The sequence below is a fragment of the Streptomyces sp. NPDC048604 genome (assembly GCF_043199435.1).
Lineage (GTDB): Bacteria > Actinomycetota > Actinomycetes > Streptomycetales > Streptomycetaceae > Streptomyces.
Window position 1 is genome coordinate 217,456 of sequence record NZ_JBICVX010000004.1, and the last position, 23,482, is coordinate 240,937.

28 protein-coding genes and 1 riboswitch are annotated in these 23,482 nt (G+C 72.8%); of the genes, 8 read left to right on the top strand and 20 right to left on the bottom strand.

What is annotated here, in order from left to right; all coding sequences use genetic code 11:
• Positions 1-64: 64 nt before the first annotated feature.
• From ACGFMM_RS10330 to ACGFMM_RS10350, 5 genes are all read right to left on the bottom strand, one after another.
• Entirely contained in the window at positions 65-682 is a 618-nt protein-coding gene (locus ACGFMM_RS10330; protein WP_393645061.1) for a histidine phosphatase family protein, read from the bottom strand.
• A gap of 73 nt (positions 683-755) precedes the next feature.
• A complete protein-coding gene (locus ACGFMM_RS10335) occupies positions 756-1,247 on the bottom strand; it encodes an SRPBCC family protein (protein ID WP_393645063.1) in 492 nt (163 codons plus the stop codon).
• A 9-nt stretch (positions 1,248-1,256) separates the two neighbouring features.
• Positions 1,257-3,050: a carbamoyltransferase gene (locus tag ACGFMM_RS10340; protein ID WP_393645065.1), complete on the bottom strand. Its 1,794-nt coding sequence runs from the start codon at positions 3,048-3,050 to the stop codon at positions 1,257-1,259.
• 28 nt (positions 3,051-3,078) lie between these two features.
• Entirely contained in the window at positions 3,079-4,131 is a 1,053-nt protein-coding gene (locus ACGFMM_RS10345; protein ID WP_393645067.1) for an NAD(P)/FAD-dependent oxidoreductase, read from the bottom strand.
• Between the two features lie 114 nt (positions 4,132-4,245).
• A complete protein-coding gene (locus ACGFMM_RS10350; RefSeq protein ID WP_393645069.1) occupies positions 4,246-5,193 on the bottom strand; it encodes a hypothetical protein in 948 nt (315 codons plus the stop codon).
• 222 nt (positions 5,194-5,415) lie between these two features.
• Here ACGFMM_RS10350 and ACGFMM_RS10355 point away from each other — a divergent pair, with 222 nt between their 5' ends.
• Entirely contained in the window at positions 5,416-5,691 is a 276-nt protein-coding gene (locus ACGFMM_RS10355) for a hypothetical protein (RefSeq protein ID WP_393645071.1), read from the top strand.
• Positions 5,692-5,793: 102 nt separating this feature from the next.
• Here the strand turns inward: ACGFMM_RS10355 and ACGFMM_RS10360 are convergent, their stop codons facing one another.
• Entirely contained in the window at positions 5,794-6,465 is a 672-nt protein-coding gene (locus ACGFMM_RS10360) for a DUF4097 family beta strand repeat-containing protein (protein ID WP_393645073.1), read from the bottom strand.
• A gap of 237 nt (positions 6,466-6,702) precedes the next feature.
• Between ACGFMM_RS10360 and ACGFMM_RS10365 the strand changes: the two genes are divergently transcribed.
• The gene (locus tag ACGFMM_RS10365; protein WP_393645075.1) at positions 6,703-7,632 is read left to right on the top strand and encodes an NAD-dependent epimerase/dehydratase family protein; all 930 of its coding nucleotides are present in this window, start codon (positions 6,703-6,705) and stop codon (positions 7,630-7,632) included.
• A gap of 18 nt (positions 7,633-7,650) precedes the next feature.
• Here the strand turns inward: ACGFMM_RS10365 and ACGFMM_RS10370 are convergent, their stop codons facing one another.
• From ACGFMM_RS10370 to ACGFMM_RS10390, 5 genes are all read right to left on the bottom strand, one after another.
• On the bottom strand, positions 7,651-8,082 hold the full coding sequence (locus tag ACGFMM_RS10370) for an iron chaperone (RefSeq protein ID WP_393645076.1): 432 nt from the start codon (positions 8,080-8,082) through the stop codon (positions 7,651-7,653).
• Positions 8,079-8,360, bottom strand: a complete 282-nt coding sequence (locus ACGFMM_RS10375; protein ID WP_393645078.1) for a hypothetical protein — start codon at positions 8,358-8,360, stop codon at positions 8,079-8,081. Before ACGFMM_RS10375 ends, ACGFMM_RS10370 begins: the two co-directional genes overlap by 4 nt.
• 16 nt (positions 8,361-8,376) lie before the next feature.
• A complete protein-coding gene (locus tag ACGFMM_RS10380; RefSeq protein ID WP_393645079.1) occupies positions 8,377-8,787 on the bottom strand; it encodes a VOC family protein in 411 nt (136 codons plus the stop codon).
• Positions 8,788-8,896: 109 nt separating this feature from the next.
• Complete coding sequence (locus ACGFMM_RS10385) at positions 8,897-9,526, bottom strand: DUF4262 domain-containing protein (protein ID WP_393645081.1); 630 nt, start codon at positions 9,524-9,526, stop codon at positions 8,897-8,899.
• On the bottom strand, positions 9,523-10,344 hold the full coding sequence (locus ACGFMM_RS10390) for an alpha/beta fold hydrolase (RefSeq protein ID WP_393645082.1): 822 nt from the start codon (positions 10,342-10,344) through the stop codon (positions 9,523-9,525). The genes ACGFMM_RS10385 and ACGFMM_RS10390 overlap by 4 nt, the downstream gene beginning before the upstream one ends.
• Positions 10,345-10,407: 63 nt before the next feature.
• On the opposite strand from ACGFMM_RS10390, the gene ACGFMM_RS10395 reads away from it, so the two are divergent.
• A complete protein-coding gene (locus tag ACGFMM_RS10395) occupies positions 10,408-11,172 on the top strand; it encodes a histone deacetylase (protein WP_393645084.1) in 765 nt (254 codons plus the stop codon).
• Here the strand turns inward: ACGFMM_RS10395 and ACGFMM_RS10400 are convergent.
• Entirely contained in the window at positions 11,126-11,794 is a 669-nt protein-coding gene (locus ACGFMM_RS10400) for a TetR/AcrR family transcriptional regulator C-terminal domain-containing protein (RefSeq protein ID WP_393645085.1), read from the bottom strand. The genes ACGFMM_RS10395 and ACGFMM_RS10400 overlap by 47 nt on opposite strands.
• 138 nt (positions 11,795-11,932) lie before the next feature.
• Between ACGFMM_RS10400 and ACGFMM_RS10405 the strand changes: the two genes are divergently transcribed.
• Together ACGFMM_RS10405 and ACGFMM_RS10410 are read left to right on the top strand one after the other, a co-directional pair.
• On the top strand, positions 11,933-12,463 hold the full coding sequence (locus tag ACGFMM_RS10405) for a hypothetical protein (RefSeq protein WP_393645086.1): 531 nt from the start codon (positions 11,933-11,935) through the stop codon (positions 12,461-12,463).
• 92 nt (positions 12,464-12,555) lie between these two features.
• Positions 12,556-13,104, top strand: coding sequence for a hypothetical protein (locus ACGFMM_RS10410; protein ID WP_393645088.1), 549 nt, complete (start codon positions 12,556-12,558; stop codon positions 13,102-13,104).
• Between the two features lie 153 nt (positions 13,105-13,257).
• Here the strand turns inward: ACGFMM_RS10410 and ACGFMM_RS10415 are convergent, their stop codons facing one another.
• From ACGFMM_RS10415 to ACGFMM_RS10425, 3 genes are read right to left on the bottom strand one after another with little or no spacing between them, the layout of a single operon-like run.
• Positions 13,258-13,332, bottom strand: a complete 75-nt coding sequence (locus ACGFMM_RS10415) for a 50S ribosomal protein bL37 (RefSeq protein WP_381671703.1) — start codon at positions 13,330-13,332, stop codon at positions 13,258-13,260.
• Between the two features lie 43 nt (positions 13,333-13,375).
• The gene (locus tag ACGFMM_RS10420) at positions 13,376-14,161 is read right to left on the bottom strand and encodes a CbtA family protein (RefSeq protein WP_393645089.1); all 786 of its coding nucleotides are present in this window, start codon (positions 14,159-14,161) and stop codon (positions 13,376-13,378) included.
• Between the two features lie 14 nt (positions 14,162-14,175).
• On the bottom strand, positions 14,176-14,403 hold the full coding sequence (locus ACGFMM_RS10425) for a CbtB-domain containing protein (protein WP_393645091.1): 228 nt from the start codon (positions 14,401-14,403) through the stop codon (positions 14,176-14,178).
• Positions 14,404-14,435: 32 nt separating this feature from the next.
• Positions 14,436-14,591: riboswitch (cobalamin riboswitch) on the bottom strand.
• Between the two features lie 30 nt (positions 14,592-14,621).
• Between ACGFMM_RS10425 and ACGFMM_RS10430 the strand changes: the two genes are divergently transcribed.
• On the top strand, positions 14,622-15,209 hold the full coding sequence (locus tag ACGFMM_RS10430; RefSeq protein WP_393645093.1) for a histidine phosphatase family protein: 588 nt from the start codon (positions 14,622-14,624) through the stop codon (positions 15,207-15,209).
• A 38-nt stretch (positions 15,210-15,247) separates the two neighbouring features.
• On the opposite strand, the gene ACGFMM_RS10435 is transcribed toward ACGFMM_RS10430, so the two are convergent.
• The 3 genes from ACGFMM_RS10435 to ACGFMM_RS10445 form a co-directional block, all read right to left on the bottom strand.
• Positions 15,248-15,610 (bottom strand): GntR family transcriptional regulator, encoded by a 363-nt coding sequence (locus tag ACGFMM_RS10435; RefSeq protein ID WP_393645095.1) that lies wholly within the window; start codon positions 15,608-15,610, stop codon positions 15,248-15,250.
• A gap of 2 nt (positions 15,611-15,612) precedes the next feature.
• Positions 15,613-16,581, bottom strand: a complete 969-nt coding sequence (locus tag ACGFMM_RS10440; protein ID WP_393645097.1) for a DUF1648 domain-containing protein — start codon at positions 16,579-16,581, stop codon at positions 15,613-15,615.
• A 94-nt stretch (positions 16,582-16,675) separates the two neighbouring features.
• Positions 16,676-17,122, bottom strand: a complete 447-nt coding sequence (locus tag ACGFMM_RS10445) for a MarR family winged helix-turn-helix transcriptional regulator (RefSeq protein ID WP_393645099.1) — start codon at positions 17,120-17,122, stop codon at positions 16,676-16,678.
• Positions 17,123-17,223: 101 nt separating this feature from the next.
• On the opposite strand from ACGFMM_RS10445, the gene ACGFMM_RS10450 reads away from it, so the two are divergent.
• Together ACGFMM_RS10450 and abc-f are read left to right on the top strand one after the other, a co-directional pair.
• The gene (locus ACGFMM_RS10450) at positions 17,224-17,571 is read left to right on the top strand and encodes a DoxX family protein (protein ID WP_393645101.1); all 348 of its coding nucleotides are present in this window, start codon (positions 17,224-17,226) and stop codon (positions 17,569-17,571) included.
• Positions 17,572-17,696: 125 nt separating this feature from the next.
• Positions 17,697-19,331 (top strand): ribosomal protection-like ABC-F family protein, encoded by a 1,635-nt coding sequence (gene abc-f / locus ACGFMM_RS10455; RefSeq protein WP_393645103.1) that lies wholly within the window; start codon positions 17,697-17,699, stop codon positions 19,329-19,331.
• Here the strand turns inward: abc-f and ACGFMM_RS10460 are convergent.
• Positions 19,309-19,770: a hypothetical protein gene (locus tag ACGFMM_RS10460; RefSeq protein WP_393645105.1), complete on the bottom strand. Its 462-nt coding sequence runs from the start codon at positions 19,768-19,770 to the stop codon at positions 19,309-19,311. The two genes, abc-f and ACGFMM_RS10460, sit on opposite strands and share 23 nt — an antisense overlap.
• A 74-nt stretch (positions 19,771-19,844) precedes the next feature.
• Positions 19,845-23,444, bottom strand: a complete 3,600-nt coding sequence (gene cobN, locus ACGFMM_RS10465; RefSeq protein WP_393645107.1) for a cobaltochelatase subunit CobN — start codon at positions 23,442-23,444, stop codon at positions 19,845-19,847.
• Between the last annotated feature and the right edge of the window lie 38 nt (positions 23,445-23,482).

Here is a 23,482-nt window from a genome sequence, read left to right on the forward strand (position 1 = left end):
CCGCCTCCGCCCCCACAACGACGAAGCCCCTGGCTCGTTGACCGGGGGCTTCGTCGTTGTGGGGTCAGTTCAGGTGGTGGGTGTCGTTGAGGGAGTGCAGGGTGGCGGTGCCGTCCTTGGCGTAGGTGATCGTCGACAGGGAGGCTGCCGCGAGGTCCAGGCGGAACAGTGTGTGCGGTGGGGCCTGGAGGGCGAGGCGGATCAGGGTGCGGAGCGGTACGACGTGGGAGACGAGCAGGACCGTGGCGCCGGCGTAGCGGGACAGGAGGGCGTCTCGTACGGCGGAGACCCGGCGGCTGACGTGCTGCATGGTCTCGTCCGTGCCCGTGGGCGGACTGTCGGGCGAGGCGAGCCATGCGCCCAGGTCGTCCGGGTGGCGTTCGCGGACCTCGGCGAAGGTCAGGCCCTCCCAGGCGCCGAAGTCCGCCTCCCGCAGGTCCGCCTCGACCTGGACGTTCAGGCCGAGGCGCGCGGCCGCGGGACGGGCCGTCTCCTGGCAGCGGCGCATCGGTGACGTGACGATCGCGTCGATGTCGCCGCGGCGGGCCAGGGCGTCCGCTGCCGCCCGGACCTGGCGGCGGCCGGACGGGGAGAGGCCCGGGTTGGAGCCCGAGCTGCCGGAGAGCCGGCGCTCCGGGGTCAGCAGGGTCTCGCCGTGGCGCAGCAGTACGAGCGTCGTCACGTCACGTCGCTCACGTCGCGCTCGTCGCTTGCGTTGCTCACTGCGCTCACGTCGCTCACCTTCCCCACGTCGCTCACTTCGCGGTCTTCGCGAAGTGGTCCCGTACGGCGTCGGTCTGCTTCTCCATGACGTCGATGATGGCCGCGACCACGTTCAGGTCCGCGTCCTCGGCGATGTCCAGGGTCCGCGACCAGTCGAAGAAGCTGCGGGCCGGGTCGTTGGTGATGGGGAACACGCGGATGGTGGCCTCGTACTTGGCGACTCCGCTGGTGGGGGCGATGGCGCGGTAGGACTGGGTCCTGTTGATCTCGTCCCGGGCGGCGATCTCCTGTTGGACGAGGCGGCCGTTGAGCGTGAGCTTGAAGTCGTAGCGGGCCGGGACGGTGTCGACCGAGCCGCCCTCCACCCAGCTGACGTCCCGGTGGATGTCCAGGTCGCCCGGGGACACGATGTCCAGGATCTGCATGGCGTCGCGGACGGTCGCCCACACGGTGTCCGGGTCGGCGTCGAGGACGGTCGAGTGGTACATGGTGTGCTTGCGCTGGATCTGGGTCTGGATCGGCACAGTGCGCTCCTAGCTCTTGGCGATGACGTGGTTGCCGAGGATCAGGTAGTCGATCTCGGTGCCCATGAAGCAGTTCAGGGCGTCGGTCGGGGTGCAGACGATGGGCTCGCCGGCGACGTTGAACGAGGTGTTGATCAGGCAGGGGACGTCGGTGAGTTCGGTGAACCTCCGCAGCAGCGCCGTGAGCCTCGGGGTTCCCTCGTCCGTCAGGGTCTGGATGCGGGAGGTCCCGTCCACGTGCACGGCGCCGGGGATGCGGTCCTTGTACGCGTCGCGGACGGGGAAGACGAACGTCATGTACGGGGAGCTGGTCTTGCGCCCCATGTCGAAGATCTCCGGCGCCCGCTCCTCGAGGACGAGGGGAGCGAACGGGCGGAAGGGCTCGCGGTGCTTGACCCGGGTGTTGATGATGTCCTTGATGTCGCTGAAGCCGGGGTTGGCGAGGATGCTGCGGTGCCCCAGCGCGCGCGGCCCGTGTTCGACGCGGCCTTCGAACCAGCCGACGACGACCTTCCGCGTCAGCAGCTCCGCCACATGGTCGACCACCTCGTCGTCGTCGAGGCGGGAGACGGTGACGCGGCCGGCGAAGGCCTCCAGGGCCTCCTCGATCGCGGACTCGTCGTAGGAGGGGCCGAGGTAGGGGGTGACGGGGGCGGAGGCGGCGAGGACGTCCGCGGGGGTGGTACCGGGGTCGTTGAGCCAGGCGTGCGCGGCCGCTCCGATGGTGATGCCGGTGTCCGAGGCGCCGAAGCTGACCTGCATGTCCTCGAAGCGCGAGCCCTCGAACATCGGCGTGTTGTTCAGGCAGTTCAGGGCGACGCCGCCCTCGAACAGCAGCCGGTCGAGATCCGTCCGCTTCTCCAGGTGGCGGACCTGGTGGGCGGTGGCCACGTTCAGCATCTCCTGTGCGGCGGCGGCGACGCGGGCCTTGTACGCGAGGGTGTCCTCGAAGGGCCCGAAGTACTCCTCGAACAGGGCGTCGTGGCTGTGGAGGTCGTCGGTCCGCAGCGGCGTGGTGAAGGTGTAGCGGCCGTCGTCGTGGAGCGTCAGGAGCTCCTCGACGAAGGGGTTGGGAACCGGGGGGACGGTGTATCCGGCCAGGCCCATCACCTTGTACTCGTCGTTGTTGGGGACGAAGCCGAGGAAGCGGGTGATGGCGGAGAACAGGGTGCCGATGGAGTACTGGGCGCCGGTGACCGTGTCGTCGAAGACGGTGATCCGGCCGTCGCGGATCTCGCCCGCCAGGGTCGAGAAGCGTTCGGCGCGGCCGTCGCTGACGAGGAACGCGGCGTCCTTCATGCCGGCGAGGTAGTAGCCGGTCGTGGCGTGGGCCAGGTGGTGGGGGACGAAGCGGACCTTGGCCGGGTCGGGGCGGTGGCCGGTACGGGCCTCGAAGTCCGCGAGCACCGCTTCCGGGCTGACGACCTGGTCGAACAGATCGGCCATGTCGCCCATGAGGCGGGTCTTCGCGGCCGGTGAGAGCGACGAGGCGCGGATGCCGTCCAGGATCTCGTCCAGGACCTGGGGGGACCAGTTCCAGGGGAAGGCGAACAGGTCGACGTCGTCGAACGTGACCGCGGCCTCCTTCAGGCACCAGTCGATCGCGTTCGCCGGGAAGTCGGTGGTCTTCTTCTCCCGGTTGAGGCGTTCCTCCTCCACCGCGGCGACCAGCCGGCCGTCGATCAGGACTGCGGCGGCGGCGTCGTGGCCCAAGAGGTAGTGCTTGTTGACGCCGGTCGCGCCGAGACGCTCGGAGAAGAACTCCGACACCCGGCTGAAACCATTGCATCCAAGAACGATCACAGCGTTCTTTCCTGTTCCTGTCATGGGGTTATGTGGCGATCAGTAGGTCGCGGAGCTGCTCCCCCGCCGCGGGCGCCTGGCACAGACCCGCACCGGTGAATCCGGCCGCGTACAGGAAGCGGCGGGTGGGGTGTGCGCCGATGAGGGCGGTGTTGTCGGGGGCGGCGTCGAAGTCGCCGCTCCACGCGCGGTGCAGGCCGATGCCGTCCAACGCGGGGAACAGGGTGCCGAGATGTCCGGCGATGCGGCCCAGCCAGGCCTCGCGCGTCTCCCCGGCCTTGGGCGCGCCCATGGCGAGGAGGATGCGGTCCTTCCAGGAACGGATCCGCAGCCCGGACGCGGCGTGCATCGTCATAGGAAGCTCGGGGTGCGGGGCGGGTGGGACGTCCGTGAACAGCATCTCCATCGTTCGGGGCGCCAGCGGCAGGTCGACCGACGCCATGGCCGCCACCTCGCCGGACCAGGGCCCGGCCGTGCACACGATGCTGTCCGCCTTGATGCTGCCCCGCGGCGTGTGGACGGTGTTGTCGTCGTCGATGCGTGTGACGGGTGTGTGCGTGAACAGCCGGGCGCCGTGGCTGCGGGCGCCGGCGGCGTAGCCGCGCACGATGTCGAGGCCGTCCACGTGGTACGCCTCGGGCGACCAGGCGGCGGCCAGGACGGCCTTCTCGTCGACCAGCGGGTTGCGCTCGGCCGCTTCGCGGGCGCCGATCAGGCCGACCTGGACGCCGGCGGCCTGCTGGGCCGGATGGTCGGCCTCGAACGAGGCGAGCTGCTCTTCCTCGGTGAACAGCGCCATGAAACCGAGGCGCTTCAGGGCGAGCGGGGCTTCGGTGCGGCGGGCGAAGTCCTGGTACGCGTTCAGGCTGCGCACGGCCCTGCGCCCGGTGGCGGGGCTGCCGGGGAAGTAGGTGCGGACCATGCCCGCCGTGTGCGCGGACGCCCCGCCGCCGAGGCCTCCGCGTTCCAGCAGCACGGTGTCCACGCCGGCTTCGGCGAGGTGGTGGGCGGCGGACGTTCCGATCACTCCGCCGCCGATGACGACGGCGTCGGCGCGGGCAGGCAGGGCGGCGGCGCTCAAGGTCTTCCCTCTCCTCGGGTGTGGGGTACGGGGTCGGGGTGCGGGGTTCAGCGGCTTCCTGGGGTTCGGCGGCTGCTCATCCGGCCTATGCGGCCGATGCGGCCTCGGCGCCCCCTACGCGGCCTGCTGCCGCAGGTGGTCCCCGGTCTCCCACGGGTACAGCTGGAGGTTCCAGCCGCCGAGGCAGTTGATGTAGAGGGCCATCTGGCTGGTGACGGCGTAGAAGTCGTCACGGTCGAGCTCGTCCAGGACCGCGAGGAAGCGCTGGGTGAACGCCCACAGCCGCTCCAGACCGCAGTAGCCCAGGAACTCGGCGGGGACGCCGACCAGGAGGCGGGTCATGTGGACGAGGGAGTCCATCGGCATGCCCTGGACGGCGGCGCGGACGAGCCCGCCGTAGGAGGCGTAACCCAGGGGCCTGGTCTCGCCGTTGACGAACAGCAGGGTGGGCAGGACGGTGCCGAAGTTGCCCGCCCGGGAGGGGATGACGCCCTGGTGGAGGTCGTCCAGCTCGGACGGGGGCGCGAGCCAGATCTTCTCGGTCTCGGCGTGGATGTCGGCGATCAGGCGGGCGGCGTCCGTGTGGGCGGCGCGGAGCATCGGGATGCGGTGGCCGCCCGGCTCGCCGGCGCGGCGGACTTCGGCGAGGATCTGCTTCTTCGTGGAGTAGACGGCGTCCCAGATCGCGGCCCCGGCCTCCAGCAGGGCGGGCATGTCCGCCTCACGGATCCGGCCGACGGGGGTGGCGGGCATCGGCTCCGTCAGGGTGCCGTACTTGATGCCCAGGTGCTGCAGACCGGAGCAGAACACGGTGCCGTCGGGGGCCTCGCGCCGGTCCGGGATACGGGTGTCGTGGGGGGTGTGCAGCAGGGTGGGGATCGGCGCGACGTGGTACAGGTGCTCGCCCGCGATGAGGGCGTGTCCCTGGAGGCTCCGGTACGGCAGGGACTCCCACAGGGCGTCGGCGAGCGCCGGGTTGCGGCCGTCGAGGTCGGCGGTGACCGTGATGCCGAGGTCGGGCCAGGAGATCTCGATCTGACGGCCAGGCAGCTTCTCGGACAAGGCTTTTCCTGTTCGTTGATTCGGCATGTCCGAGCATTACAGCGCCAACTCCCTTGATTCAAGCAGGCGTTGAAAACCTGAAACCTTGATCACCTCGAGCTGCGTTGTTCGTGTCTTTCTACGGAACCGCAGCTCAGGCGGACTGGTATGCGCCGCCCAAGGGGCACGGCCGGCCCCGAAAACGAATGGTCCCCGGCCCCGGACGACGGTCATGCTGAGCGCATGTCCAGTGAGCATGCGGAAGACCTCGCCCATCCGGTCGACTGGGTCCTGGAGGGGTTCAGCAAGGCGGACGAGTTCCTGCGCACCCGGCACGCCATCAGCCGCGAGCAGATCCTGCGGCTCCGGGAAGTGATCGAGCCGGACGCGGACGACCCCTGGATGCTCCACTGCTACGCCGTACCGCTCGAGGTCTGGCCGGCGGTGGACGCGATCCTGCGGTGCGGGCCGCCCGATCCGGAACTCGACTACGCCACGGCCGCCTACGCGGCGGAGTGAGCGAACCCGCGAACGGACGAAGCCCCGGGCATCGGCCCGGGGCTTTCGTCGTGCTCCCGCGGTCACGCGGTCACGCGGTCCCGCCGTCACGCGGTCGGGCGGTCAGGCGGTGCGGGCGGTGATGTCGCCGTACGACGTGGTGGCGCGGATGTTCAGGGCCGCGTCGGCGCCGGCGGTGTTGGCGAGGGCGTTGTGGACGCGGCCGTACTCGGTGCGGGCGTCGAGGGTGGCGGACGTGCCGGGGGCGGTGGCGACGGTGATGTCGCCCTGCTGGGTGGTGAGCGCGACGTCGCCGCCGACGGCCTCGGTGATGCGGATGCTGCCGCGCTGCGTGCTGATCTCGGCGGCGCCGGTGAGGCGGCCGATCGTGACGTCGGCGTCGAGGGCGGTGAGCCGGGCGCTCGCGGTCTCGTCGAGCTTGACGGCGCGGTGGCCGCCCTCGAGCGTGACGTCCCCGAGGCGTCCGACGCCGTGGTACTCGGCCGCGGCGGCCTTGGCGTCGACGCGGGAGCCGGCGGGGAGCTGGACGGTGACCTCGATCGCGCCGGCCGCGCCGAGCATCTGGTTGCCGGCCTCGGGGGTCGTGATCCGCACGATCCCGTCGGCGTAGGTGACCTCGGTCTGCTCGGCGGCCTTCACGTCCTTGCTCTTGCCGGCGTTCTCGGGGCGGACCTCGACGGTGGTGTCGGTGCGGTCGGCGGCGATGAGGCGGACCTGGCCGGCGGCGATGTCGAGGACGAGCGAGACGGGGGCGGAGGTGGCGAACTGCTGCATGGTGGGCTCCTGGCTTTTCCGTTGCCGTGGTGTTTCTGACAATGGAAAAGCTACGTTGCGTTCAAGAATCTGGCAACGCCTTCGTTGCGTGAATTCCCTGAAATCGCAGGTCAGTTCCCTGAAATCATTGCAACGACGATGACGTCTAATGCAACGAGTCGAAGGATAACGTTGCAATGGAGCGGTGGTGAACGCTATGGGGTGTCACGTGCGCCGCGGTCCGGGTGTCTCGTGGGCATGAAGGACACCAAGAGCGTGCTGCTGGCAGGGGCGAGCGGGGTCTTCGGGCGCCATGTCGCCAGGGAGCTGACCGTCGCGGGGTACCGCGTGCTGAGCCTGGGCCGGGGGCCCGGCAACGACGTCGTCGCCGACCTGATGGACCGTGACGGGCTGCTGAGGGCCGTCGAGAAGCCGGCCGTCGACGGGCGGGCCGTCGACACGGTCGTCCACGCGGCGACCGCGCTGCGCGAGTCGCCCATGAAACACCGGGACCTGGACGCCACCGACGCGCTGCGGGTCGCGGGCACCGCCCATCTCGTCGAGGCGGCGCGGGCGGTGGGCGCGCGGCGGATGATCGCCGAGTCGATGGTCTTCGGTTACGGGTACGGGGACTTCGGGGGACGGGTGCTCACCGAGGCCGACGTCTTCGCGCCCACCGGCATGGACCGGCCCTCGCAGGCGCACGTCGACGCGGTGCGGGTCAAGGAGGAGCTGATGCTCGGCGCCGACGGGATCGAGGGCGTCGCGCTGCGCTTCGGCCTGTTCTACGGGGCCGGCGGCACCGACACGTTCGTGGAACTGCTCCGGGGGCGGAAGCTGCCGGCCGTGGCCGACCGGGGCCGCGTACTGCCTTGGGTCGAACTGGGCGACGCGGCACGGGCGGTGGCCCTCGCGGTCGAGGGCGGGCGGCCGGGCGAGGCGTACAACATCGCGGACGACACCCCGACCGGCTTCGGCGCGCACGTCCGCGGTGTCGCCGCGGCCTTCGGCACGCCCACGCCGCCGACCGTACCGGCCTGGATGACCCGCCCCATGTCGTACGCGCACCGGATCGCCACCACGAACCTGCGCGTCTCCAATGCCAAGGCCCGCGCCGAACTCGGCTGGACCCCGCGCCACCCCGACTGCGTCACCGGCCTCACCGCCCTCGCGAGGACCGCCTCATAGCCCGGCGCCAGACACCCCCTAGCCCGCGGCCTTCCGCACCAGCGCGCTGATCAGGGACTCGTCCTCCGGCTTCAGGGTCGTCAGGGCGAAGGCCGTCGGCCACATCGTGCCCTCGTCCAGCCGCGCCGTGTCGTTGAAGCCCAGGGTGGCGTAGCGGGCCTTGAACTTGTCGGCGCTCTGGAAGAAGACGACGACCTTGCCGTCCCGGGCGTACGCCGGCATCCCGTACCAGAGCTTCGGCGCCAGCTCCGGGGCCGCCTCGCGCACCAGCGCGTGGACGCGCTCCGCCAGCGCCCGGTCCGCCTCCGGCATCTCGGCGATCTTCGCGAGGACCTCGGGCTCCAGGTCCGCCTTCGCGCCCCGCGCGCCGCGCGCGGGGGCCTTCAGCTCCTTGGCCCGCTCCTTCATCGCCGCCCGCTCGTCCGCGGTGAAGCCTTCGTGCTTCGTCATCGTCGTCTCCCGTTGCCGTGTGCGGGTGTGCGGTGCTCTGTACGTTCCCGTTCCGCCGCGCGCCTCGCGCGTACGTACGCGGACGGCGTCATCCCGTACGCCTCGTGGAAACCGCTGCTCAGCTGGGCCGGCGTCATGCCCGCGGCCCTCGCCAGGGCCTCGACGTCCAGCGGGCGGGCGTACTCGCGGTCGAGCCGGTCGCGGACGCGGCGCAGCCGCGCGTAGTCCGTCAGGCGCTGCGCCTCGATGCGGGCGCGCGCCCAGGCCGGTTGGCACATGCGGGCCCCCTCCGGCTCAGCGAACTTCCTGGATGCGGACGAGGTTGCCGGCCGGGTCGCGGAAGGCGCAGTCGCGCACGCCGTACGGCTGCTCGGTCGGCTCCTGGACGACCTCCGCGTCGCGGGCCTGCACCTTGTCGAAGACGCCGTCGAGGTCCGGGGTGGCCAGGAGGATCCAGCCGTACGTGCCCTTGGCCATCATCTCGGTGATCGTGCGGCGCTCGTCCTCCGTGATGCCGGGGTCTGCGGCCGGCGGGGCCAGCAGGATCGAGGTGCCCGGCCGGCCGGCCGGCCCGACGGTGATCCAGCGCATCTTGCCCTGGCCGACGTCGCTGCGGACCTCGAAGCCGAGGACGTCGCGGTAGAACGCGAGCGAGGCGTCCGGGTCGTCGTGTGGGAGGACCGTGGTGTGGATGGTGATGTCCATGCACGTCACGTTAGTTGGGGCGGCCCGATCCCGCTTCTTCGATCCTGATCGGTGCAAATGGAGGGGGTCCGAGGGGAGTTCTCAGGGGGTCCGAGGGGAGTTCCCGGCGCTACTGCTCCGTCGTCGCCGGCTTCGTCCAGTCGTCGCCCTCCGTCTCCTCCTTCGGGATCCACAGCAGCGGCTGCAGCCTGCGGCACTGCTCGTCCGCGCCGTCCTCCCACGGGAAGCGGCCGGCCTTGTCGGGCCAGAACAACTGGGCGATCGGCAGCGGCGGGGTCTGGTAGTAGTCGATGCCCGCGCCGAAGAAGTCGTGGTACCAGCTCGGGTGCACCGGATGGACGATCACGTCGAGGCCGCCGTTCAGGACGTCGTCGCGGCGCGCGCCGAGTTCGACCGGCGCGCCGTCGCGGATCGCCGCGCCCGCCGCGTTCACGACGCGCATCGCGGTCTGCTGGGGCAGGCCGAAGACGCTGATCTCGGGGCTGCGCAGGGTGTGCCAGAGGCCGATCGAGTACCCCCAGTCGCCGGGGGCGTCGCCGCCGGCCACGCCCATCACGTGCCAGCCGAACTCGGCCACGCTCTTCATGACGCGGCGGTCGCGTTCCTCCCACGCCGGGCCGCCCCATTCCGTGGGGGCGCAGAGGAGGCAGAAGCAGGGGAAGTCGGCCGGGGAGCCTTCGGGGGCACCTTCCGAGGTGCCGTCCGAGGAGCCGTTCGAGGAGCGTTCGCGTGCGTTCACCCGGGGAGCGTAACGCCCGCCGTGAACGCCGCCAGGTCCCGGAGCACCCGGTCCGGGGCCTCCCAGTACGCGAGGTGGCCCACGCCCTCGTACACCTCAAGGCGTGAGTCGGGAATCGTGTCGAGGATGGTCTGCTGGTCCGTACGGGGGAGGAGGGGGTCCCGGTCGCCCCAGACGACGAGCGTGGGCACGAGGATCCCGGTCAGCGTCGCCCTCAGGTCCGTCTCGATCAGGCCGCGCAGGGTTTCCCGCCACACCCGCGCCGGGGCCTTGAGGTTCTCGTCGATCACGGTCTCCAGGAAGCCGCGTCCCACCGGGGCGGCCGTCAGCCCGCGCACGAACTCCTCCGCGAACGCGCGGTCCACGGGGTCCTCCATCGTCCGCACCCGCTCCCAGAGCTCCGCCACCCCCGGCTTGTCCGCCAGTTCCGCGGGCGTGCCGAGCAGGACGAGCCCGGCCACCCGGTCCGGGCGCCGCCCGGCCACGATCCGGGCCTGCACGCCGCCGCTCGACCCGCCCACAAGCACCGCGCGGCCGAGGCCCACGGCGTCCAGGAACGCGACGAGGTCGTCGGCGAAGTCCTCCGGCCCGTACCCCTCCTCCGGCTTGTCGGCGTCGCCGTGACCGCGCTGGGTCGGGGCGTACGCGTGCAGGGCCGAGGGCATCCGGCGCAGCATCGGCTCGAACGCCCACCAGGAGTCCAGGTAGCCGTGGACCAGGACGACCGGCGCGCCGTCGGGCCCGCCCGCCTCCGCGTACGGGAGGGTGGGGCGCCCGTCGCCCAGGACGGCGGTGCGTACGGCTACGGCGGCGGCCATCGCGGCCCTCCTCACCTCACTGTTTCCAACATAGGGAGGGGCGTGGAGGGGGACAATCGGAGCATGATCGAGGGGTTCGTCTGGTACGCGGCCTACGGGTCGAACATGCATGCCGCGCGTCTGCGGGCCTATCTCGCCGGGGGCGCGCCGGCGGGCACGGAGCGCGTGTATCCCGGGTGCCGGGACGCGTCCGAGCCGGTGCGGTCGACGGCCGTGGAGCTGCCGGGGGCGGTGTACTTCGCCACCGAGTCCCCCGTCTGGACCGGCGGACGCGGCTACTACGACCCCGGCGCGGCGGGCGTCGCGTACGGGCGGGCCCATCTGCTGCGCGCGGGGCAGTTCTGCGACATCGCCGCCCAGGAGATGGACCGGCCGCCGGGGACGGACCTCGACCTGGCCGCGGTCGTCGCGGGCGGGCGGCTCGCGCTGGGGCCGGGGATCTACGAGACGCTGGTCTGCGCCGGGGAGCTCGACGGGGCGCCCGTGCTGACGTTCACCGCGCCCTGGAGCCTGGCGGACGTGCGGACGCGGCCGCCGTCGCCCGCGTATCTGCGGCATCTCGCCGCCGGCCTGGACGAGGCCGGGGCCTGGGACGCCGACGAGATCGCCCGCTATCTGGCCGGGCTGCCGGGCGCGGCCGGGCACTGGACGGAGCGGGGGGTGCGGGAGCTGCTGGGGGAGACGCCGGCGGGAACCGAGACGTACCGTCCGCCCGCCCTCAGGCCCGCCCCGCCCGCCGTGGGACCTGCCGCACCCGCCGCCGGAACCGCCGCACCCGCCGTCAGGCCGGGTTCAGGCGGGCCTCCAGCCCGTCCAGTACGGCGTTGAGGCCGAACTCGAAGGACTCCTCCGGGCCCTCCGCGTACTCGGTCGAGCCGATGCGGGCGGCCAGCCGGGGGAACCGTGACGCGGTCTCGGCGGCCGCCTTCATCGTCGCGGCGAAGGCCTCCTCCGCGTCGCCGCCGCCCTTCTCGATCCGGCGGGTCAGGGAGGCGGTGGCGGCCGCGCCCAGCGCGTTGCCGAGCACGTACGTGAAGACGCTCGCCGCGGCGCGGTCGGCCTCGGGGCCGGTGAAGCCGGCCTTCTCGTAGACGGCGAGGGTGTGGTCGTCGAGGCGGGACTTGCCGACGCCGAAGAAGAAGTGGCCGGCGAAGGCCTGCACGAGCCACGGGTGGCGGTAGAACATCCCGTACAGGTCGGCGGCCATCGAGAACGCGGCGGCGCGCCAGCCGACGACGTCGAGGTCGGGCAGCCGGATCTCGTTCCAGACCTCGTCGCCGGCCAGCGTCACGAGGTTGTCCTTGTTCTTGACGTGCCAGTAGACGGCCGTGGCCGCGGAGTCGAGGCGCTGGCCGAGGGCCCTCATGTTGAGGCCCTCCAGGCCCTCTTCGTCGAGGAGCTCGATGGCGGTCCGGATGATCTGTTCCCGGGTCAAGTTGTCACGCGGCATGGGCTCACGATAGGGGCTCCCCGGTTTCTTGCACAAAGTTCGAGAGACCACTTGCACATAGTTCAAGCGCCGGGCTACGTTCTACTTGAACAAAGTGCAAGCGCCCCGCAGGGGGGCGCTGGACCGAAAGGGAAGACCATGAACGCTCTCGCCACCGTCGCCGCCGGCTCCCAGCTCCTCGTCGCCGCCGCGTTCGTCAGCATCCCCGTCCTGCGGGCCCGCGTCGGGGACCGCGCCAAGGTCGCCGCCAAGGCCGAGCTGCGCCGCCAGGGTGCGCGGGACACGGTCCTGGAGGAGAACGGGATGCGCTTCGACGCCAGCGGTCACGAGACCTGGGCACCGGTCTCCATCGCCGCCCTCGTCGCGGTCCTGGCCGGGCTCAACTTCTTCGGCAACAGCTGGGGCCCGCTGCTGACCTGGATCTTCCAGTCTCTCGTCCTGCTCGGCAACGGCGTGATCCTGTACAGCCAGCTGACCGCCGCCCAGTCCGTCCGGGCCGCGTTCGAGCGCAAGGGCGACCCGAGCCTCAAGCTCATCGACGTGCCGGCGCTGCTCAAGGCCGCCGAGGACGCCTTCCCCGCCTGGACCCGCGTCCTGCAGAACGTGCGTCACACCGTCGTCTTCGCCGGCTCCGCGCTCGCGGTCGCCGTGACCGCGCTCGCCGCCTGACGTCCCACGTCTGAATCCGGGCGACCCCTGCCCACCACTTGAACTTAGTGCAACTCGAACTCCCTCGACACTCACCCCAGGAGACCCCTCCCATGCCGCTCACCGTCAGCCTCGCCGTCGCCCTCCAGCTCCTCCTCGCCGCCTGCTTCCTCGTCATCCCGGTCACCGTCTGGTTCACCGGCGCCGCCGCCCAGCGCGCCGCCGAGGCGGAGGTCGTCCGGCAGGGCCACGGGGCGGACGTCCTCGCCCGGCACGGCATCCGCTTCAAGGAGGAGCGCTGGGAGTTCGCCCTCGCGCTCTCCATCGGCGCGCTCCTCGTCACCCTCGCCTCGCTCACCCTCGCCGCCCACGACAGCGCGCGGCTCGCGTCCTGGATCGCCGAGCCGCTGGTCTTCCTGGTCGTCGGCTTCATCACGGCCGGTCAGGTCTTCGCGGTGAAGTACACCGAGGCCGCGTTCCGGCGCTCCGAGGACCCGGCGGTCCGCGCCATCGACGCCCGCGCCGTCATCGCCGCCGCCAACTCCCGCTTCCCCGGCTGGCTGCGCGCGCTGGTCCTGGTCCGCTTCCCCCTCGCGACCCTCGGCTCGCTCGCGGTCGTCGCCCTGCTGGCGACGCCCACGGCCGCCGCCTACTTCGGCTGAGTGCCGCACCGTCCCCGAGGCGGCCCCACCGGCCCCGGGATGGCCGCCGTCCCCGAGACGGCCCCACCGTCCCCATGACGGCCCCCCAAACGCGCGAAACCCCGGGCATCGACCCGGGGTGTCGCGTTTTCTCACGTTCTTCGGCGAGGACGGTCAGGTGTTGGGACGCTTGCCGTGGTTCGCCTTCTTCTTCTTGCGCGCGCGCCGCTTGTTGCCTCGTGTGGACATGGGGTTCGTCTCCCTCTGTCGTACTTTGCACGGCTCGGCCAGTCTAAGAGGGCGCCACCTGACCGGCGACCTGACCGGCGGCCCGGTCCGCACGCCCGGCGACCCGCTCGGCGAGGTACCCGAAGGCGGCGCCGAACACCGCCCACAGCGTGACCTGCACCGCGAGGGCCGCCATCCGGAAGTCCCACAGGACCGCCGCAGGGAAGCTCTCCGCCACCGCGTCGTCGTTGCCGGGCAGCACCGCACAGGCGAGCACGACCGCGGCGACGAAGCCGGCGAGGGCGACGAGGGTGGCGTTCCAGTTGCCGAGGCGCGGTGCGAGGCGGCGGCCGAGGATGGTCGCGGCGACGCCGAGCAGCACGCTCAGCAGGATCATCAGGAAGAAGAGCGTGGTGCGCTTCCCGATGGTGTCCGGGTTCCCGACGGCCGGCGGGGTCGCCGGGTACTTCAGGAACGGCACCAGGTAGACGGTGACGAACGCGGCCCCGGCGGTGAGCGCCGCGGTCGCGCGCGGGGTGAACCGGCCGACGCGGCCGGCCAGGAAGCAGTACGCGAGGGCGGCGATGCCGCCGATCGCCACGCCGTAGACGAGAACGCCCGTGGCAAGGCCGGCCGTCGACTGGACGGCCCGGCTGACGAGTTCTTCCTCCTCCTCGTGGTGGCCGGGGTGGGCGGCGGCCTCCTTGGCGGCCGCCGCCTCCTCGACCGCGATCGAGGCGTCGACGGATGGCTCGCCCGCGACGTACGCGACGGCGAAGGCGAACAGTCCGGCGATCAGGCCCGCGAGCATGCCGCGGACCAGCAGGGATCTGACGGTGGAACCGTGCACGTGCTTGCCGCCCCTCAGTGGCAGGGGAAGCCGAGCAGGTGGCGGCCGTCGTGCACCCATTCGTGCACCTCGGCGCCCGCGAAGACGGAGGTGGCGCCCTGCTCGGCGCCGACGAAGTAGAGGGCGATCAGCATCAGCAGACCGCCGAAGACGGCCCAGGGCAGGACGGCACGGACCGGCAGAGCAGCCGGCACGGCGACGGAAGGGTTGGTGGAGACGGCGGGGGCGACGGCCTCGGCCATGGTGGAACCTCCTCGGGAGCTCGCGTCCCATACGGTGGTGCGCGACGACGGTCCGCGGGTCTGACTCACCGTCCCCTCGCAAGGGGGCGGCTCACAGTGGCGCGACCGTGCCGGAGTTGCACCGGACTTCCGTCTCGCCGTCGTCGAGTTTGTGGAATTGTCGCGGTGACCGTACCGCGACGGACGGTCGCCGCCAAGGCCGTGAGGGATGAATCACGATGACGGTACGGCTGACGCTGATCGCTCCGGCGCTCAACTCGGCGCTCCGCGAGGCCCGGTTCGCCGACGCGCCGCTTGACCCTGCGGGCCGCGCCGCGGCGCAGTCGGCGGCCGGAACGCTGCACGCCGGGGACGCGCGGGTGCGCGTCTCGCCGTCACAGCGCTGCCGCGAGACGGCGCGCGCGCTGGGCCTGGGCGCGACGGCCGAGCCGCGCGCGGCGCTCGCGGGCTGCGCGATGGGGCGCTGGGCCGGACGGCGGCTCGACGCGGTGGCGGCGGAGGAGGGTCCGGCCGTGGCGGCCTGGCTCGCCGACCCGTCGGCCGCGCCGCACGGCGGCGAATCGCTGCGGGCGGTACGGGAACGGGTCGGCGCGTGGCTGGACGGCCTGGAGCCGGGCCCGGTGCTCGCGGTCGTCGAACCCGACGTCCTGCGCGCGGCGGTGGTCCACGCCCTGTCCCTGGACGACGCGGCGCTGTGGCGTCTGGACCCGCGCCCGCTGACCGCGACGCATCTCTCGGGGCGCGCGGGCCGCTGGAACCTCCACCTGGGCGAACCCCTGGCGGGGCCGGAGGTCTCGACGGACTGACCGCGCCGGGGCGCGCGGGCGCCCCGGCGGGTGCGGCTCTACCCTCCCGCCAGCTCCGTCCGTACGAGGCCCAGGAGCTCCTCCTCCGAGACACCCAACTCGCGTGCCTCCTGGGCCACTTCGCGGACGCGTTCCACCAGGCGGGCGCGGGTCGGGGCGGTGGCGTCGGGGACGATGACGGCGCCCCGGCCGCGGCGGAGTTCGATCAGGCCCTCCTCGCGCAGGCGCTGGTAGCCGCGCAGGACGGTGTGCACGTTGACGCCGAGGGAGTCGGCCAACTGGCGGGCGGCCGGGAGGCGTTCGCCCGGTTCGGCGGCGCCGTCGGCGAGTGCGGAGCGGACGCAGGCGGCGATCTGGTCGCCCAGCGGGACCGCGGAGGCGGGATCCACCCGGAACAGCACGGTCAGACCCCTTCCCCGCGCGCGGCGTCCCGGCGTGCGACCAGGGCGTTCAGCAGTGCCGCCGCGGTGCGTGCGTCGGCGACGGTGACCGCGAACTCCCGGCCGCCCGGCCGCCGTACGACCAGGGCCTCGCCGGAGCGGAGCACCACGCCGGTGCGGTGGGCGCGGACCCGGTAGCCCCAGCCCCCGAAGTCCGCCACGGGGTCCACGTCCCGCACGCCCGCGCTCTCGACCTCGTCGAGCGGCACCCGGATCCGGGGCCGCCCGGCCAGGGCCGGCGCGACGGTCAGCCCGCGCCGGTCGGCCGTCACCCGCACCCGGGACAGCGCGAGCCCCGGAGCCCCGACCACGAGCAGCATCGTCGCGAGCGGCCACGGCGCGAGGACCAGCGCGACCAGACCGCCCAGGACCAGCGCCGCGCCGAGCGCGGTCAGCACCCCGGAGCCGGCGTCGCGGGACCAGCCGGCCACCTCGCCCGGCCCCAGCGGCAGCCGCTCGTACGCCTCCGCGCCCGCCGTGTCCGCGGCCGGCCGCTCCTCCTCCGGTACGAGCCGGGCCGCCGCCCACCCCACCAGCGCCGCGAGCCCTGCGGCGCCCACCGCCACGGCGAGGTTGACCAGCGGCGAGACGACGAGCTGCGGATCGGGGGCGTCCAGGTTGTCGCGCAGCATGAGGATCAGCAGCACGCCCAGGAACCCGGCCGTCGCCCAGGCGCCCGCCAGCACTTTCCGCCGGGCGAACGCGGTCCACGCCGCGCCTGCCGCGCACAGCAGCACCGCGCCGATCGCGGCGACGCCCGTACGGGACGTCCAGCCGTCGGCGCGGCCGTCGCCGGAGAAGTGCGTGGCCACCGGGTCGGGCAGCCGTCCCCACCAGACGGCGAGCGCCGTCGCGTACGCCGCGAGGGCGAGCAGGAACGGCAGTGCGGCCAGCAGTGGGAGCCGGATCCGGCGCGTCGTGTCCGAGGTCATCCCAACCCTCCCCTAGTTCGAGTTGTTCGCACTCTACTAGAACAATCACGGGACGGGTGGGCGCCGGCCGGAAATCGCCGCATCGCCCCCGCGCCTACTCCGTCCCGCACTCGTGCGTGCCGCGGTCCACGACGACCCGGTCCAACAGACGGCGCAGCGTGTCCTGTTCGGCGTCCGTGAGGTTCGCGAAGAGCTCCCGCTCGGCCTCGCTCACCGCTGCGTCGACCTGATCGAGCGTGGCCGCGCCCGCGTCCGTGATCTCCACGATGTGCCGGCGCCGGTCCGCCGGATCGCGGCGCCGCTCGCAGAGTCCGGAGCCCTCCAGGTCGTTGAGGATCGCGACGAGTTGGCTGGGATCGACCTCCAGTGCGGCGGCCAGGTCCCGCTGGCTCATGGCCCCGGGGGCCAGCTGCATCAGCGTCATGGCGTTCCTCGGGTGCAGCCCGGCGACGGCCAGCGCGGCGCGGATGCGGGTGCCGGTCAGCTCTCCCCGGTACGAGAGGAGGAAGCCGAGGCGGTCGTTGGAGTCAGCTGCTGCCATGGCGTCCACCGTAGCAGCGGGCCCATTGTGGAGCCGGAGAAATCGTTTATAGTCATCAACGGTTTTCGTCCCCGGACCATTGAGACTCTTGGAGTATCCCCATGTTCATCGGCTATGCCTCCGTCGCCGTCCTGCTGGCGTTCGCCCTGTCCGCCTCCGCCTTCCTGACCTTCACCAGGAATCCGCAGATCGTGGGCAGCATGACCAAGCTGGACGTGCCCGAGTCCTGGCTGCCGTGGCTCGCCACCGCCAAGGTCGCCGGCGCGCTCGGCCTGCTCGCCGGTCTCGCGGTCCCGCTGCTCGGCGGCGCGGCGGCGGTCGGCGTCGTCCTCTACTTCGTCGGCGCGCTGATCGCGCACCTGCGCAAGAAGGACTTCGAGGTGGCCCCGGTCGTGGTGCTCACGCTGCTGGCGATGGCCGCCCTCGCCCTGCGCCTGCTCTCCGTCTGACGCCTCCCGGAAGTCAGCGAGACGCAGCGTCTTGCGAACGCGCTCCGCATGTCGTACGGTCTTCGAAGCGAAACGAGACGTACCGTCTCGTCAAGCGATGCCGTCGACCGCCGCAGGAGGCGCTCTTGTTCCGTGTCCATCTCACCGACGTCACCAAGCGCTACGACACCCGGCTCGTCCTCGACCGGGTCGGACTCTCCGTCCGCTCCGGCGAGCGCGTCGGCGTCGTCGGCGACAACGGCTCCGGCAAGTCCACGCTGCTCCGGCTGCTCGCCGGCCTGGAGCAGCCGGACAACGGCGCCGTGACCGTCGTCTCCCCCGGCGGTCTGGGCCATCTCGCCCAGACCCTGGACCTGCCCGCCACGGCGACCGTCGGCGAGGCGATCGACCACGCCCTCGCCGACCTGCGGGAGCTGGAGCGGGCGATCCGCGAGGCCGAGGCCGAGCTCGACGCGACCGGTGACCTCGAGGGATACGCCGCGCTGCTCGCCGCCTACGAGGCGCGCGGCGGCGCCGACGCCGACCGGAGCGTCGAGACGGTCCTGCGGCAGCTCGGCGAGTCCGCCCCGCTCGACCGCGGCCGCCCGCTGGGCACGCTGTCCGGCGGACAGCGCTCCCGGCTCGCGCTCGCCGCGACCCTCGCCGCCGACCCCGAGCTGCTGCTGCTCGACGAGCCGACCAACGACCTCGACGACGAGGCCGTGGCCTGGCTGGAGGAGCGGCTGCGCGCCCACCGGGGGACGGTCGTCGCCGTCACCCACGACCGGGTCTTCCTGGACCGGGTCACCACGACCGTCCTGGAGGTGGACCACGAACGGCACACCGTGCGCCGGTACGGCAACGGCTACGCCGGCTACCTGACCGGCCGGGCCGCCGAACGGGCCCGCTGGGAGCGGGAGTACGAGGAGTGGAAGGGCGAGCTCGCCCGGTACTCCGCGGTCGCCGACGCGAACATCGACCGGTTCACCGCCATCCCCCGCAAGGCCCCGGCGTCCTTCAGCGGCGCGGGCGCGTTCCGGGCCCGGTCACGGGCGCACGGCGCGATGAGCCGGATCCGCGCGGCCCGCGAGCAGCAGCGCCGGCTCACCGAGCACCCGGTCGCCGCACCGCCGGAGCCGCTGCGGTTCACGGCGGGCTTCGAAGCCGCCGGAGGACCCGCCGACGCGCCCACCTACGCGCCCGCCCGCGCGGTCGATCTGACCGGCGTACGGGTCGAGGGCCGGCTGCGCCTGGACGCGCTCCGCCTGGACCCGGGCGAGCGGCTCCTGGTCACCGGGCCCAACGGCGCGGGCAAGAGCACACTGCTCAAGGTCCTGGCCGGCGAACTCGCCCCGGACGACGGCACGGTGACGGCCCCGCCCCGGGTGGGCATGCTGCGCCAGGACACCGCCCTGCCCGACGACCCCCGCACGGTCGCCGCCGCGTTCGGCGAGGGCCGGGAGCAGGAACTGCTCTCCCTCGGGCTGTTCGCGGCCGGAGACCTCGCCACCCCCGTGCGCGAGCTCTCCACCGGACAGCGGCGGAAACTGGAACTGGCCCGTCTGGTGACCCGTCCGGTCGACCTGCTGCTGCTCGACGAGCCGACCAACCATCTGGCCCCCGGCCTGGTGGAGGAGCTGGAGGCCGCCCTCGCGCGCTACGCCGGCACGCTGGTGATCGTCACCCACGACCGCCGGATCCGCGCGGGCTTCCGGGGCCGCCGAGTCGAGCTGGCCCCATGGGCGGCGGCACGTACCGCTAGCGCACCGTGTCCGGTGTGAACGTCGGCGCGGCGACGGTGGGCGGCGTGACGACGACGTCGTCGCCCGGCGTCCACGGCGGCGGGACCTCCGGCGTCGGGATCGGGCGCGGCGGCGCGGGGCGCGGGTTCCGCCCCGTGTTCGGGTTCTGCGGCTCCGCCGCGGCCGCCTTCTTCCGGATGCCACCGGGCTTGCCGGCTCCGCCCGGCCGGTACGGCTTCGCCGAACCGCCCCCGACGCCCGGGGTGATCCCGACCCGCGGCGGGGTCGTGGCCGGGGGCCTCGCCGGGGTCCCCGACTCGGAGGCCGAGGGCGAGGGCGTGGCCGTGGCGGAGGGCTTCCCGGACGGCGTGGCGCCCGGCTTCGGAGCCGTACCGCCTCCGCCGCCTCCCGAGCAGGCCCCCAGGGCCAGGCCCAGGCTCAGCGCCACCGCCGTCGTCACCGCTCCACGGGCACGCATGCCCACCACCCCGCCCCAAGTCACGTTCCCCGTCCGCACAATTGTGCGGACGGGATCGTAACCCGGGCCGCAGGTCAGTCGTCGTCGCCCTCCAGGTCCCCCTCCGTCTCCAGGAACACCTGGCGTAGGGCGGCCAGGGTCTCCGGGTCCGGCTTCTCCCACATGCCGCGCGACTCCGCCTCCAGGAGGCGCTCCGCGATGCCGTGCAGGGCCCAGGGGTTGGCCTCCTTCAGGAAGGCCTGGTTCGCCGGGTCGAGGACGTACTCCTGCGTCAGCTTGTCGTACATCCAGTCGGCTACGACCCCCGTCGTGGCGTCGTAGCCGAAGAGGTAGTCGACGGTCGCCGCCAGCTCGAACGCGCCCTTGTAGCCGTGCCGGCGCATCGCCTCGATCCAGCGGGGGTTGACCACGCGGGCGCGGAAGACCCGGCTCGTCTCCTCCACCAGCGTGCGGGTGCGCACGGTCTCGGGGCGGGTGGAGTCGCCGATGTACGCCTCCGGGGCGGTGCCCCGCAGCGCGCGGACCGTCGCCACCATGCCGCCGTGGTACTGGAAGTAGTCGTCCGAGTCGGCGATGTCGTGCTCGCGGGTGTCGGTGTTCTTCGCGGCCACCGCGATCCGCTTGTACGCCGTCTCCATCTCCTCGCGCGCCGGCCGCCCGTCGAGGCCGCGGCCGTACGCGTAGCCGCCCCACACCGTGTACACCTCGGCGAGGTCGGCGTCGGTGCGCCAGTCGCGGGAGTCGATCAGCTGGAGCAGACCCGCGCCGTACGTGCCCGGCCGGGAGCCGAAGATACGGGTGGTGGCGCGGCGTTCGTCGCCGTGCGCGGCGAGGTCGGCCTGGGCGTGCGCGCGGACGAAGTTGTCCTCGGCCGATTCGTCCGCGAGCCCGGCGACCAGCCGGACGGCGTCGTCGAGCAGGCCGATGACATGCGGGAACGCGTCCCGGAAGAAGCCGGAGATACGGAGGGTCACGTCGATGCGCGGGCGGCCCAGTTCCTCCAGCGGGACGGCTTCCAGGCCCTTCACGCGCCGGGACGCCTCGTCCCACACCGGGCGGACGCCGAGCAGCGCCAGCGCCTCGGCGACGTCGTCGCCCGCGGTGCGCATCGCGCTCGTGCCCCACAGGGAGAGGCCGACGGAGGTGGGCCATTCGCCGTTGTCGGTGCGGTACCGCTCCAGGAGCGAGTCGGCCAGCGCCTGGCCGGTCTCCCAGGCGAGCCGGGACGGCACGGCCTTGGGGTCGACGGAGTAGAAGTTGCGTCCGGTCGGCAGCACGTTGACCAGGCCGCGCAGCGGCGAGCCGGACGGACCGGCCGGCACGAAACCGCCGTTCAGCGCGTGCACCGCGTGCGTGAGTTCGTCCGTGGTGGCCGCGAGGCGCGGCACGACCTGCTCGCAGGCGAAGCGGAGCACCGCCGCGACGTCCGGACCGTAGGCGTCGGGCACCGCGGCGACGTTCCAGTCCGCGTACTCCATCGCCTCGACCAGCTCGCGCGCCTTCGCCTCGGCCTCGTCGGCGGTGGTGCGGGTGGCGGCCGACTCGTCCAGGCCGAGGGCCTCGCGCAGACCCGGCAGGGCCTGCGTGCCGCCCCAGATCTGACGGGCCCGCAGGATCGACAGGACCAGGTTCACCCGCGCCTCGCCGGTGGGCGCGCCGCCGAGGACGTGCAGACCGTCGCGGATCTGGGCGTCCTTGACCTCGCACAGCCAGCCGTCGACGTGCAGCAGGAAGTCGTCGAAGCCGTCGTCGTCGGGCCGCTCCTCCATGCCGAGGTCGTGGTCGAGCTTCGCGGCCTGGATCAGCGTCCAGATCTGGGCGCGGATCGCCGGCAGCTTCGCCGGGTCCATGCTGCTGATCTGCGCGTACTCGTCGAGCAGCTGCTCCAGGCGGGCGATGTCGCCGTACGAGTCGGCGCGCGCCATCGGCGGGACGAGGTGGTCGACGAGCGTGGCGTGCACACGCCGCTTGGCCTGGGTGCCCTCGCCCGGGTCGTTGACCAGGAAGGGGTAGACCAGCGGCAGGTCGCCGAGGGCCGCGTCCGGGCCGCAGGCGGCGGACAGGCCCGCGTTCTTGCCCGGCAGCCATTCGAGGTTGCCGTGCTTGCCCAGGTGCACCATGGCGTCGGCGCCGAAGCCGCCGTCCTCGGCGCGGGCGGCGATCCAGCGGTAGGCGGCCAGGTAGTGGTGCGAGGGCGGCAGATCGGGGTCGTGGTAGATCGCGATCGGGTTCTCACCGAAGCCGCGCGGCGGCTGGATGAGGACCAGCAGGTTCCCGCGGCGCAGCGCGGCGAGGACGATGTCGCCCTCCGGGTTGCGGGAGCGGTCCAGGAACATCTCGCCGGGGGCCGGGCCCCAGTGCTCCTCGACCTGCTCGCGCAGTTCGGCGGGCAGTTCGGCGTACCAGCGCTTGTAGTCGGCGGCCGGGATGCGGACGGGGTTCCTCGCCAGCTGCTCCTCGGTGAGCCAGTCCTGGTCGTGGCCGCCGGCCTCGATCAGGGCGTAGATCAGCTCGTCGCCGACGCCGGACACCAGGCCGGGGATGTCGGCCGTCGGGCCGAAGTCGTAGCCCTCGGCGATCAGCCGGCGCAGCAGCTCGACCGCGGAGGCCGGGGTGTCCAGGCCGACCGCGTTGCCGATCCGGGAGTGCTTGGTCGGGTACGCGGAGAGGACCAGCGCCAGCTTCTTCTCGGCGTTGGGGATGTGCCGCAGCCGGGCGTGGCGGACGGCGATGCCGGCGACGCGGGCGGCGCGCTCGGCGTCGGCGACGTACGCGGGCAGGCCGTCCTCGTCGATCTCCTTGAAGGAGAACGGGACGGTGATCAGGCGGCCGTCGAACTCGGGGACGGCGACCTGGCTGGCGGCGTCCAGCGGGGACAGGCCCTCGTCGTTCTCCTCCCAGGCCTCCCGCGAGCCGGTCAGGCACAGCGCCTGGAGGACGGGCACGTCGAGCGCGGCGAGCGCGCCCGCGTCCCACGACTCCTCGTCCCCGCCGGCCTGCGCCTCGGCGGGCTTGGTGCCGCCGGCCGCGAGGACGGTGGTGACGATGGCGTCGGCGGAACGGAGGGTCTCGACCAGCTCCTCCTCCGGGGCGCGCAGGGAGGCCACGTACAGCGGCAGGGCCTGCGCGCCGGCGTCCTCGATCGCCTCGCAGAGCGCGCCGACGAACGCGGTGTTCCCGCTCATGTGGTGGGCGCGGTAGTACAGCACGGCGATGGTCGGGCCGTCGGTGTTCCGCGGGGTGCGCTCCAGCGGGCCCCAGGTCGGGGCGGCCGCCGGGGCCTCGAAGCCGTGGCCGGTCAGCAGCACGGTGTCGGAGAGGAAGCGGGCGAGCTGCTCCAGGTTGTCCGGGCCGCCGTGCGCCAGGTAGGCGTGCGCCTCGGTGGCCACGCCGACCGGCACGGTGGAGGTGCTCATGAGCTGGGCGTCGGGGGCCTGTTCGCCGGTGAGCACGACGACCGGCTTTCCGGCCGCGAGGATCGTGTCGAGACCCTCCTCCCAGGCGCGGACGCCGCCGAGCAGGCGGATCACGACGAGGTCGGAGCCGTCGAGCAGCCCCGGCAGGTCGTCTGCCGCGAGGCGGGAGGGGTTGGCGAAGCGGTACTCGACCGGACCGCCCGCCGCTCGGGCGCTGAGCAGGTCGGTGTCGGAGTGCGACAGCAGCAGGATTCGCATGCGAGCGCTGGCCTTCCTCGGGGTTGTCCGCGCCCCGG

What these genes read in the sequence shown, in the direction of transcription:
- ACGFMM_RS10370 (WP_393645076.1), bottom strand. Translation starts at nt 8,082, where the DNA reads ATGACGAAGCACGAAGGCTTCACCGCGGACGAGCGGGCGGCGATGAAG.
- ACGFMM_RS10410 (WP_393645088.1), top strand. Translation starts at nt 12,556, where the DNA reads ATGCCGCTCACCGTCAGCCTCGCCGTCGCCCTCCAGCTCCTCCTCGCC.
- ACGFMM_RS10375 (WP_393645078.1), bottom strand. Translation starts at nt 8,360, where the DNA reads ATGTGCCAACCGGCCTGGGCGCGCGCCCGCATCGAGGCGCAGCGCCTG.
- ACGFMM_RS10405 (WP_393645086.1), top strand. Translation starts at nt 11,933, where the DNA reads ATGAACGCTCTCGCCACCGTCGCCGCCGGCTCCCAGCTCCTCGTCGCC.
- ACGFMM_RS10355 (WP_393645071.1), top strand. Translation starts at nt 5,416, where the DNA reads ATGTCCAGTGAGCATGCGGAAGACCTCGCCCATCCGGTCGACTGGGTC.
- ACGFMM_RS10460 (WP_393645105.1), bottom strand. Translation starts at nt 19,770, where the DNA reads ATGCGTGCCCGTGGAGCGGTGACGACGGCGGTGGCGCTGAGCCTGGGC.
- ACGFMM_RS10365 (WP_393645075.1), top strand. Translation starts at nt 6,703, where the DNA reads ATGAAGGACACCAAGAGCGTGCTGCTGGCAGGGGCGAGCGGGGTCTTC.
- ACGFMM_RS10360 (WP_393645073.1), bottom strand. Translation starts at nt 6,465, where the DNA reads ATGCAGCAGTTCGCCACCTCCGCCCCCGTCTCGCTCGTCCTCGACATC.
- ACGFMM_RS10425 (WP_393645091.1), bottom strand. Translation starts at nt 14,403, where the DNA reads ATGGCCGAGGCCGTCGCCCCCGCCGTCTCCACCAACCCTTCCGTCGCC.
- ACGFMM_RS10430 (WP_393645093.1), top strand. Translation starts at nt 14,622, where the DNA reads ATGACGGTACGGCTGACGCTGATCGCTCCGGCGCTCAACTCGGCGCTC.
- ACGFMM_RS10445 (WP_393645099.1), bottom strand. Translation starts at nt 17,122, where the DNA reads ATGGCAGCAGCTGACTCCAACGACCGCCTCGGCTTCCTCCTCTCGTAC.
- cobN (WP_393645107.1), bottom strand. Translation starts at nt 23,444, where the DNA reads ATGCGAATCCTGCTGCTGTCGCACTCCGACACCGACCTGCTCAGCGCC.
- ACGFMM_RS10390 (WP_393645082.1), bottom strand. Translation starts at nt 10,344, where the DNA reads ATGGCCGCCGCCGTAGCCGTACGCACCGCCGTCCTGGGCGACGGGCGC.
- ACGFMM_RS10400 (WP_393645085.1), bottom strand. Translation starts at nt 11,794, where the DNA reads ATGCCGCGTGACAACTTGACCCGGGAACAGATCATCCGGACCGCCATC.
- ACGFMM_RS10450 (WP_393645101.1), top strand. Translation starts at nt 17,224, where the DNA reads ATGTTCATCGGCTATGCCTCCGTCGCCGTCCTGCTGGCGTTCGCCCTG.
- ACGFMM_RS10440 (WP_393645097.1), bottom strand. Translation starts at nt 16,581, where the DNA reads ATGACCTCGGACACGACGCGCCGGATCCGGCTCCCACTGCTGGCCGCA.
- ACGFMM_RS10380 (WP_393645079.1), bottom strand. Translation starts at nt 8,787, where the DNA reads ATGGACATCACCATCCACACCACGGTCCTCCCACACGACGACCCGGAC.
- ACGFMM_RS10395 (WP_393645084.1), top strand. Translation starts at nt 10,408, where the DNA reads ATGATCGAGGGGTTCGTCTGGTACGCGGCCTACGGGTCGAACATGCAT.